The organism is Gordonia sp. 34D, assembly GCF_056682775.1.
In genome coordinates, this window is sequence record NZ_CM155293.1 from 1518883 (window position 1) to 1528163 (window position 9281).

The 9281-nt window shown below is 59.3% G+C and carries 7 protein-coding genes and 1 pseudogene; 1 reads left to right on the plus strand and 7 read right to left on the minus strand.

The window, feature by feature from the left end; all coding sequences use genetic code 11:
• Positions 1 to 75: 75 nt before the first annotated feature.
• The 5 genes from AC1L34_RS07065 to AC1L34_RS07085 form a co-directional block, all read right to left on the minus strand.
• Positions 76 to 3021: a type I restriction endonuclease subunit R gene (locus AC1L34_RS07065; RefSeq protein WP_480035228.1), complete on the minus strand. Its 2946-nt coding sequence runs from the start codon at positions 3019 to 3021 to the stop codon at positions 76 to 78.
• Complete coding sequence (locus AC1L34_RS07070; protein WP_480035318.1) at positions 3021 to 4172, minus strand: restriction endonuclease subunit S; 1152 nt, start codon at positions 4170 to 4172, stop codon at positions 3021 to 3023. The genes AC1L34_RS07065 and AC1L34_RS07070 overlap by 1 nt, the downstream gene beginning before the upstream one ends.
• On the minus strand, positions 4172 to 5704 hold the full coding sequence (locus AC1L34_RS07075) for a type I restriction-modification system subunit M (protein WP_480035229.1): 1533 nt from the start codon (positions 5702 to 5704) through the stop codon (positions 4172 to 4174). The genes AC1L34_RS07070 and AC1L34_RS07075 overlap by 1 nt, the downstream gene beginning before the upstream one ends.
• Complete coding sequence (locus AC1L34_RS07080; protein ID WP_480035230.1) at positions 5701 to 7269, minus strand: type I restriction-modification system subunit M; 1569 nt, start codon at positions 7267 to 7269, stop codon at positions 5701 to 5703. Before AC1L34_RS07080 ends, AC1L34_RS07075 begins: the two co-directional genes overlap by 4 nt.
• A 129-nt stretch (positions 7270 to 7398) precedes the next feature.
• Positions 7399 to 7689, minus strand: a complete 291-nt coding sequence (locus AC1L34_RS07085; protein ID WP_480035231.1) for a hypothetical protein — start codon at positions 7687 to 7689, stop codon at positions 7399 to 7401.
• A 309-nt stretch (positions 7690 to 7998) separates the two neighbouring features.
• Here AC1L34_RS07085 and AC1L34_RS07090 point away from each other — a divergent pair, with 309 nt between their 5' ends.
• Positions 7999 to 8265 (plus strand): hypothetical protein, encoded by a 267-nt coding sequence (locus tag AC1L34_RS07090; RefSeq protein ID WP_480035232.1) that lies wholly within the window; start codon positions 7999 to 8001, stop codon positions 8263 to 8265.
• A gap of 124 nt (positions 8266 to 8389) precedes the next feature.
• Here the strand turns inward: AC1L34_RS07090 and istB are convergent, their stop codons facing one another.
• Together istB and AC1L34_RS07100 are read right to left on the minus strand one after the other, a co-directional pair.
• Positions 8390 to 9100: an IS21-like element helper ATPase IstB gene (gene istB, locus AC1L34_RS07095; protein WP_480035233.1), complete on the minus strand. Its 711-nt coding sequence runs from the start codon at positions 9098 to 9100 to the stop codon at positions 8390 to 8392.
• Positions 9075 to 9224 (minus strand): annotated as a pseudogene (locus AC1L34_RS07100) (helix-turn-helix domain-containing protein); the annotation flags it as partial. The pseudogene AC1L34_RS07100 and the gene istB, both read right to left, overlap by 26 nt.
• Between the last annotated feature and the right edge of the window lie 57 nt (positions 9225 to 9281).

The following is a 9281-nucleotide window of genomic DNA, read 5'->3' on the forward strand; positions in this document are numbered from 1 at the left end:
GTTTGCTGTTCGGAGGTATCGCGCTCTCCTATGCTGCGTCAGTATTGACACTCCTATGAGTAGTTCGCAGAACGGTTAGTAATACTCGCGGACGTACTTGTGGGCCTTTGTGAACACGTCATTGTCGCGGATCTTGAACTTCACGTAGAGGACGCGGCGCAGGGCCCTCTGCACCTCTTTGTCGCCTTGAATAGTGCTCTGCCAGCCCTCGAACCGGGTAGCACGAACAACGTCGTCGATCTCTCGCACTACGTTCTCGACGATAATCGGGGTCTCGTCCGACTTGAGTGACTCGAACAACTCCGTCAGCGCCGCCTTGCCCTTTTCCTCGCGGGGAACTTCTGCGGCTTCCTTCTCTGCGGACACCGTGTCCTTCGCCAACTCCAGCAGCTCACGAAGGAAGTCGAGGTTGGACTGCTGGAGATCGGAATAGCGATCCCGCAACTGGTTGAGTCGCTTTCCGAGTGCGATGAACTTGGGGTCGTCCAGGTGCTTGGCGATGCGGGCAGTGATGAACTTCTCCACGTCCTTCCGCGCAACGTCAGGACGTTCCCCATCGAGGTAGGCGTCAATGGTGTCGGCGTCGAGAACGATGTGCTCGGAAAGTTCCGGGATCTCGATGTGGACGTGCTCGTTGATGAGTTCGAGCGTCTTCGGACCGAGCGCGATCCACCGCATGCGACCAGTGTTGTCTGTCGGCTTGACCGAGTTGTAGACCGCTGACAGCCACACGTAGTCGGCGCGGTACTGGTTGATGATCGGTCGCGGACTCAGCGCCTCCCACATCTGCGAGACCATGCTGTAGGACTTGGCGAACTCATCCCGAGTCTCCTGGTCCGCGAGGGCAGTCTGGGCGTCGATCAAGCCCTCGTAGCCACCCACGGTCCGGTCAATGCCCGGGAAGAAGTCGAGCGCCTCCTGGATGGCTGGACCTAGCTGTTCGGCGAGCCCGTCGATGTTCGTGACGACCTCCCGGACGCTGTCCTCATCAAACGCCAGGGACTTCATCGTGTCGTCGAAGATGCCCAGGTAGTCGACGATTAGCCCGTGCGTCTTGCGCGGCGGGTAGACGCGGTTCGTCCGGCAGATCGCTTGGAGAAGGGTGTGGTCCTTGAGTGGTTTGTCCAGGTACTGGCAGTACAAAATCGGCGCATCGAAGCCGGTCAGGAGCTTGGCTGTGACGATGATGATTTTCAGGGGGTCACTGGGATCGTTGAAACGCTTGAGGATCGCTTCCTGCTCATCGGCATTGGGCTCCCACTTCGCCCAGGCAGGATCTCCGTCACGTCCCGACGACATGACGATGGTCGAGACCTCCTCCCCCAAGAGACGGTCCAGCTCGTTCTTGTACGCGACGCAGGTCTCTTTGTCGTAGGCGACGACCTGCGCCTTGAACCCTTCTGGCTCCACCTTCTCCTTGAAGTGCCGCGCGATGTCCTCGGCGACCATCGTGATGCGTTTCGGAGCCTTGATAAGCCGCTCGATAGACGCTGCCTTCTTAGACAGCTCGCTGCGCTCGACATCAGACAATCCCTGCGAGTCAGCAAGGGCATCGAACGCGGCGTCGATGGCCTCCTGGTCGACCTTCATCTTCGAGGGACGTGCCTCAAAATGCAGGGGTAGCGTCGCACCGTCGCGGATCGAATCCTGGAACGAATACTTCGACAGGTAGCCGCCCTCGTCTCCCTCGTGGCCGAACATGCGGAAGGTGTTTCGGTCGCGTCGGTTGATCGGGGTGCCGGTCAGACCGAACCGGAAAGCATTGGGAAGCGCAGCGCGGAGCTTGGCTCCCAGGTCACCCTCTTGCGTCCGGTGCGCCTCATCGACCATCGCGATGATGTTGTCGCGCGAGTCCCACGGCTCCAGCGGATCCGCGGTCAGGTCCACGTCGGCGAACTTGTGGATCGTCGTGATGATGATCTTCCGAGATCCGGTCGTCAGGTACAGGCTCAGTTCCTGGCGCGAGTCGGTGGAGACTAGACCAGGCACATCGGCAGCGTTGAACGTGCCGGTAATCTGTGTGTCGAGGTCGATCCGGTCCACGATGATCAGGATCGTCGGGTTCTTTGCCTCGGGCATCGCCTTGAGCTTGAGCGCCGTGAACAGCATCAAAAGCGACTTGCCTGACCCCTGGAAGTGCCAGATCAGCCCAGTTTTTACCTTGCCGTCACGAACACGGTCGGTGATGAGGTTCGCAGCTTGGTACTGCTGAAACCGAGCGATGACCTTGATCTTCCGGTGCTTCTTGTCGGTGGCATACACCGTGAAGAATCGGAGGAACTCCAGAACTACCTCAGGTGACAGGAGGCCGGTCGCAGCTTGGCGAACAGTATCGACACCCGGCAGCGGCGCAGCGTGGCCGGGCTTGCGTTCCTCACGCCACGGACCCCACATCTCGATGGGCATGCCCACGGTGCCGTACCGGAGGTCTTTGCCTTCCGTGGCGAACGAGAAGATGTTCGGCACGAAGAACGCCGACGCACTTGCTTCGTAGTCTTCGTGTATCTGGGCTGCGCCGTCCAGCCACGAGTACGCGGCCTGAGTCGGCGTCTTGGCTTCACCGACGACTAGAGGTAGGCCGTTGCACCACAGCACCAGGTCGAAGCGCTTACTGGTGCGGAGCTGGTCGAACGTGACCTCCGTGGAGACGATCCATTCATTGGATGCAGGGTTCTCGAAGTCGACGAACCGCACTGTGACGTGCTCCGAGTCCGGCCCTATTGGAAGTGATTTCTCCTCGCGAAGCCACGCCATGAACTCTTCATTCAGCGCGACCGGGTTGGGTGTCTGCCGTGCGTCTCGGAGGATGTCGTTGAGCTGGTAGAGAACCTGCTCGGCCTTGTCCGGGTCCGCGGCGATGTCCAGGTTCAGGCGAGCGAGCGCTGCGCGGACAGAATCCGCGAGCAGCACGTCCTTCGTCGTACGGGCGAGTTCTGCGCCGGGCACAAACGAGGCACCCAGTCCGACCGCCAGATCACGCACAAGATCACGGACGGTGTTTGCCTCGTTGAAGATGGACATCAAGATTCTCCGAAGATTGACGAGACGAGAGATTCTCGCACTGACTTGGTAGTTTGCAATTCATGCCTGATGGTATCGGCAGATTTTTCAATCTTTGCCATTTCTCGCACGCTTCTCTGCTGTTCCTCCATTTCTGGAATCGGTAGTTCCATTCTGGCTAAGTCGGCAGATGATATTCGCACGACTTTTGACTCTGATATATATGCACGCTTGGCATGGTTGAACTCGGCGGATGAAAACAGGTAGGACGCAAACATGGGGTCCAGGCTGTGGGAGTAAATAAAGCAGTCATCATGCACTGCCACGTCTGCTCCGAGCCACGTTATTGCCTTCCCAACCCCCTCCACGTCCTCACTTGTGCCTGCGATGATTAGATCGCCCCAGCCTGCCAGACGGAGTGATGACTCCATCTTCGCAGGTACGTACGTAAGCGGTTCGGTGGCGGCTATATGGAAGTCAGTATGAACCTGTGCGTAATGAATACACCCAAGCCCGGAGTCTACGTAGTCTGCCTTTGTAAATCGTCGCCCACGTGTGAACTTTCCAATCTTGCCCAGGCGTATGGACTTCGTCACGGATCTCGTGAGAAGTTGCGAAAATACGGCCGCGCTCGAATCAGTGAGAGTGGCTAACTGCGCAGTTAATCCTCGACCATGACGCTCCACCGCCCACAGCAGGTCGGCGATGCGCTTCTGCTCGTCCAGAGGCGGCAGGTCGAACTCCTGCACCTTTAGATCACGCCAGTTCACAGTAGGTGATAGAGAGCCGACAGAGATTTCAATGGCCCTGTTCAGAAAGTAGTCACTTGAAAGGAATACCGGAAGGAAGTCGGGGTCGATCTTGCCGGGAATTGCACGGAGGACGAGTGCGTGAGCTGAGCAAATCCCGTCGAAATCAGCCTTCGCAACCTTCTTCTGGTACGCGCGACGACGTCCGAAGATTACGTCCCCAGGTGCGAACAGTAACTTCTGTGCGGAGACCTTACTGGGGTCGTCCCAGCGCTGCACGGTGAGAACACCAGGGTCGAGGTGTTCTAGTCCCACGTATCGCTCAACACCGGCTTCAGAAGGATCGTTGACACGCTTCGTCACGCTCTGGATTGCATCACCGAACTTCACACGCTGCCAGGTGGATTTGTCCAGGTTCAGCATCACGCATCCACCTCGTCCTTCTTATCGGCTTCGACCGCAGCGCGGAGCATGTCGAGTACCTCGCTGATCGCCTTGTCCGCGGCCTCAGATGCCTCGCGCCACTCGGTGACCGAAGCGGCGACCTCCGGGGCATCCTGGGCGGTTGCGGCCACGCCATTCGTGGTGAGACCAGCGACATACAGTGGGATAGACAGGCTGTAGTCCTTGGACTTGATCGTGGCTGTGTCCGCAACTGCTGCGAATCCCTCGACATCCTTGAACTCGTTGTAGGCGTTGAGGATCTTCTTCTGGTGGCTGTCCCGTAGGAACGATTGTGCCTGCTCGCGGGCGACCTCGTTGACCGCGTTGATGAACAGGATCTTGCCCTTGCGGTTCGCTGGTTTCTTGGCTCGGAGCGTGATCACTACGGCCTCCATTGGGCTGTTGTAGAACAGGCCAGCACCGAGTCCGAGAACGCACTCTACGAGGTTGGACTCGATGAGCTTCTTGCGCAGTTCCATCTCTTCGCGGCGGAATAGGACGCCGTGCGGGAAGAGGATCGCGGCCCTACCGGTCTTCGGGTTCATGCTCGCAGCGATGTGCTGAAAGAAGGCGTAGTCGGCGCGACCCTGAGGCGGGGTGCCCCACTTGTTGCGTCCGAACTTGTCCTTCGCGAACGCTGCGCGGTCCCACGCTTTGATTGAGTACGGGGGGTTGGCCAGGACCACGTCGAACGTCTGTAGCTTGCCGTGTGCGTCCAACAGCTTCGGATTCGAGAGCGTGTCCCCGTGGGCTATGTGGCCGTCGACGATTCCATGGAGGAAAAGGTTCATGCGGGCGATGGCGGAGGTTCCGAAGTTGCGCTCCTGCCCATAGAGGCCGAGATTGCGCCACTCTTTGCCCTGCTGGCGAAGTTCGACAGCAGTGGAAATCAGCATGCCGCCGGTCCCGCATGTCGGGTCGTAGACCGACTCTCCAGGTTGGGTGTCCATCATCCGCGTCATCAGATGGACGAGGGTGCGGTTGGTGTAAAACTCCTGTGCGGTGTGTCCGGAATCATCGGCGAACTTCTTTATGAGGTACTCATAGCCGTTGCCGAGTTCATCCTCGGGAAGGTTTGCGAGGGTGAGTCTGCGGGTTGAGAAGTGCTCGACCAGTTCGGCGAGGGTCTCATCGGGTAGGAGGTTCTTGTTCCCCCAGTCGCCGTCCCCAAACACGCCGGGGAGCGTCTCAGGGTTGGCCTCCTCGATCTTGCGCATCGCGGTGCGAAGTCGCTGCCCCAGGTTCACGCTCGATGAGCGGATGTCAGACCAGTGGCATCCCTCGGGGACGACGAAGAGGTGGTTCTCGGGAAGAGCTGCCAGTTCCTCATCCCCGTAGTCGGCCATCGCCTCGGCGTACTCCTCGTCGTACACATCCGAGATGCGTTTGAGAAACACCAGCGGGAAGATGTACTGCTTGTAGTCGCCTGCGTCGATCATTCCTCGCAGGATGATCGCTGCGCCCCACAGGTAGTTCTCCAGCTCGCGCTGGCTGATCCTGGCGGTGCTCATCGTGCGATCTCCTTGATGTCGTCTGCGGATAGACCCCACGCTGCGAGCTGTTCTTCCAGCTCGGCGCGAGTCTTCGCGGCGTTTGATTGTGTCGCCTCCAAGGCTTCGAGGGCTTCCCGAAGGGTGCCCTCTTGCTGGCCGGAATCGGTCTGCACATAGAGGGGGATGTTGAGGTTGTCGCCGTTGGACTTGATCTCGTCGAGGGTGGCGACCTTGGCGAGGCTCTCCACATCCACGTAGCCGGTGTAGGCGCTCAGGATCGTCTCGGCATGTTCCGGCTCGAACGTGTTCTGATTGCGGCTCCGGCGGAACAGTTGCTCGCCGTTGATGAAGAGCACGTTCAGCTTCTGATCCTCGGGCCTATTCCGTCGGAGAATCAGTACGCAAGCGGTGAAGCCGGTCCCGTAGAACAGGGTAGGTGCCAGACCGATAACAGCTTCGACCATCCCAGACTTGAGAATGTTCGAGCGGATCTTCGCCTCAGCACCTTGGCGAAATAGCGCGCCCTGGGGAAGAACCACGGCGATGCGCCCGGTCTTTGGGTTAGACGAAGTGACCATGTGTTGGACCCAGGCCCAGTCGGCATATCCCTTGGGGGGTACGCCGCCGAGTGTGTTGCGGCCCCACTTGTCGGTCCCCCAACTCTCGTGCCCCCAGTTCTTGAGCGAGAACGGAGGGTTGGCAAGGACACAGTCGAATCGGGCGAGCCTCGCGCCCGTGAAGAACGCCGGGTCGCGCAGGGTGTCGCCTTTGGCGATGTGGAAGTCGTCGAGGCCGTGGAGGAGCAGGTTCATCTTCGCGATGGCAGAGGTGGTGAGCACCTTCTCTTGCCCGTATAGCTTCCCGAGAAGGGTATTGGGGTTTCCGCCGGACTCGGCTACGTGCTGGACAACCTCGATGAGCATGCCACCTGTGCCGCAGGCGGGATCATAGATACTCTCACCCTCCTGCGGGTCAAGGATGTTGACCAGCAGGCGAACCACTGAGCGAGGCGTGTAATACTCGCCAGCCTTCTTGTTGGACTGGTCGGCAAACCTCTTGATCAGGTACTCGTAGGCGTTGCCGAAAACATCCGGGGCAACGGCTTTGTTTGACAGGGTTTTGGTCGAAAAGTGCTCAAGCAGGGCCGCCAGATCGCGGTCGGGCAGCTTCTCTTTGTTGGTCCAACTCGCCGAACCAAACACCCCGTAGAGGGTGTCCGGGTTCGCGTTCTCGATCTCGCGAAATGCGGTCTGTAGGGCTGCGCCAATGTTCACCGACCGCTCACGGATTGCGTTCCAGTTGTGGCCGTCGGGAATGACGAAGCGGTGGTTCTCGTCAAACGATGCGAAGTCGAAGTCGCCCCCGGAGTCGGCAAGGGCCGTGGCGAACTCTTCGGCGTACACGTCGTTGATACGCTTGAAGAACATCAACGGGAAGATGTACGCCTTAAAGTCCGCCTGGTCAACGCGACCGCGCAAAAGGTCCGCAGCGGCTGCCAGATAATTCTCCAGTTCAGCGAGAGAGACCGGCTGGGACGGCTCCGCATAAGCCCATGCAAGAGACTGCGCTTCGTCTTCGGTCATAAGGAGTCCTCACATGATTGTTCTTGCAGGCAGCGGCGGTAGTTGTGAGCCTGTGTCTGGCTCGATCTATAAAGGTCAAATTACATGATCTGTTCTGAGAAATGAACGACACGCAGTGCTTCGCTCACGTCACGTCCCCTTTTTGTGGTGCGGCCAAAGTTCGCGGTCGAGAGCCACTTCCAGTCGCGCTATCGACTCAGCGTTTGGCCACGATATGCCGGTCACGAGCGCGTTGACGACGGTGTGCGCCATGCCAACCTTGGTGGCGAACCCTCTGGCCGATCCGCCGCCCTCGTCCATGGCTCGCTGGACGGCCTTCGCGACCTGACGAATCTTCTCGTGGGCAGGTTCGGTACGTATCTGGCGGTTGGGCCAGTTCGGGTAAAGCTCACGAGGTTGCTTACGAGAGGGCCGTGCCACATTCCTGATGATAGGTCTGCGTGTTCGTTTCTTTGCCCAGGGTGATCGGAGCGTCCCGGCTTAACTGCACGAATCCCTCCGGGTCGTAGGTACGGTGTACGTTTCTCGGTACACCGTACGGTTGCTGACCATCCATCGCCTCGGCGCACCACCGTCGACGTCCCGCAGGGCCAGAACCGAATAGCATCTACCGGCAGGAGCACCACCTCCGTGTCCAAGTCACAGAACCACCGCCACCTCAAACACTGACAGATGGTTCAACCTCCCTCTCGGCGAACACTTTCACGATCTGCTTGAAAAAATGACAAGATGGTTCGTGGCCGCTACAACGGTGACTGGTCTAAGGGCCTGTTCCCTGCGGCCGGCTTTGACTCGCTAACAGGCGAGTACAAGCTGGCAGAGCTACTCAACAAATCGCCCGACATTGTTTGGTGGAAGCGTCTGTATCGTCACGATGACGCGTTCATCGCGTATCGCGAAAATCGCACCTACTTCCCCGACATCGTCGCGTACGACACCAACGACTTCTACTGGATCATCGAGGGAAGAACGAAGGAGGCAGGGATGATCGCCTAGTATAAGAAAAACGGCAGGCGGTCGAGAACCTTGTCAACCGCCTCATCAGTGAAGACTGTCAACGCCGTTCGAAAATTGACCCCTTTCTGCTGATCCAATTTTGACCCCCTGGGTGGAATTGTTTCTACTTGGTGGGGCTGGTCTTCTTGCCGCGCATCCGATATGAGCTGCCCTTGAGGCTGATGACCTCCGCGTGATGAACCAGCCTGTCGATCATCGCGGCGGCGATCACATCGTCGGTGAAGATCTCTCCCCACCGCGAGAACGGCATGTTCGAGGTCACGATCACCGAGGACTGCTCATAGCGGGAGGAGATTAGCTGGAAGAACAGGTTCGCCGCCTCCGCCTCGAACGGGATGTAGCCAACCTCGTCGATCACCAGCACCGGATAGCGGCGCAGCTTCGCCAACTCCTGCGGCAAACGGCCCTCGTCATGGGCACCCTGGAGCCGGTGCACCCACTCGGTGGCCGAGGCGAACAGCACCCGATGCCCATGCTGGGCCGCCTTGAGTCCAAGACCGATCGCCAGATGTGTCTTACCCGTCCCGGGCGGCCCTAGCAGCACCACATTCTCCGCCTTCGCCACGAACGCCAACGTCCCCAAATGCGCGACAACCTCGCGTCGAAGCGAAGGCTGATGGTCAAAGTTGAACTCGTCCAACGACTTCAACGCCGGGAACCGGGCGGCCTTGATCCGGGTCTGCGACCCCGAGGACTCCCGCGCCGCAGCCTCCGCCGATAACACCGCGGCCAAGAACTCGGGGTGGGTCCAGCCCTGATCGCGTGCGGTCTCCTCAAGACGGTCTGCCGCGGCGCACGTACTTCGGTGGGACATCCGCGGTCAACGCCGACCTGACCGTGTTGCGGGCTATACCCAGGTGCCGGGCGACGGCCTTGATGCCCATCCCCTCGGCCTTGTGCAGCCTGCGGATCTCTGCCCAATCTTCCACTGTGATCACCCTTCATTGAGCACCAAGGGGGGTCAATATTCAATCAGCGCCAGGGGGTCAGTTTTC

Coding starts and splice junctions, on each gene's coding strand:
- istB (WP_480035233.1), bottom strand. CDS start 9,100: ATGTCCCACCGAAGTACGTGCGCCGCGGCAGACCGTCTTGAGGAGACC.
- AC1L34_RS07080 (WP_480035230.1), bottom strand. CDS start 7,269: ATGACCGAAGACGAAGCGCAGTCTCTTGCATGGGCTTATGCGGAGCCG.
- AC1L34_RS07090 (WP_480035232.1), top strand. CDS start 7,999: ATGGTTCGTGGCCGCTACAACGGTGACTGGTCTAAGGGCCTGTTCCCT.
- AC1L34_RS07065 (WP_480035228.1), bottom strand. CDS start 3,021: ATGTCCATCTTCAACGAGGCAAACACCGTCCGTGATCTTGTGCGTGAT.
- AC1L34_RS07075 (WP_480035229.1), bottom strand. CDS start 5,704: ATGAGCACCGCCAGGATCAGCCAGCGCGAGCTGGAGAACTACCTGTGG.
- AC1L34_RS07070 (WP_480035318.1), bottom strand. CDS start 4,172: ATGCTGAACCTGGACAAATCCACCTGGCAGCGTGTGAAGTTCGGTGAT.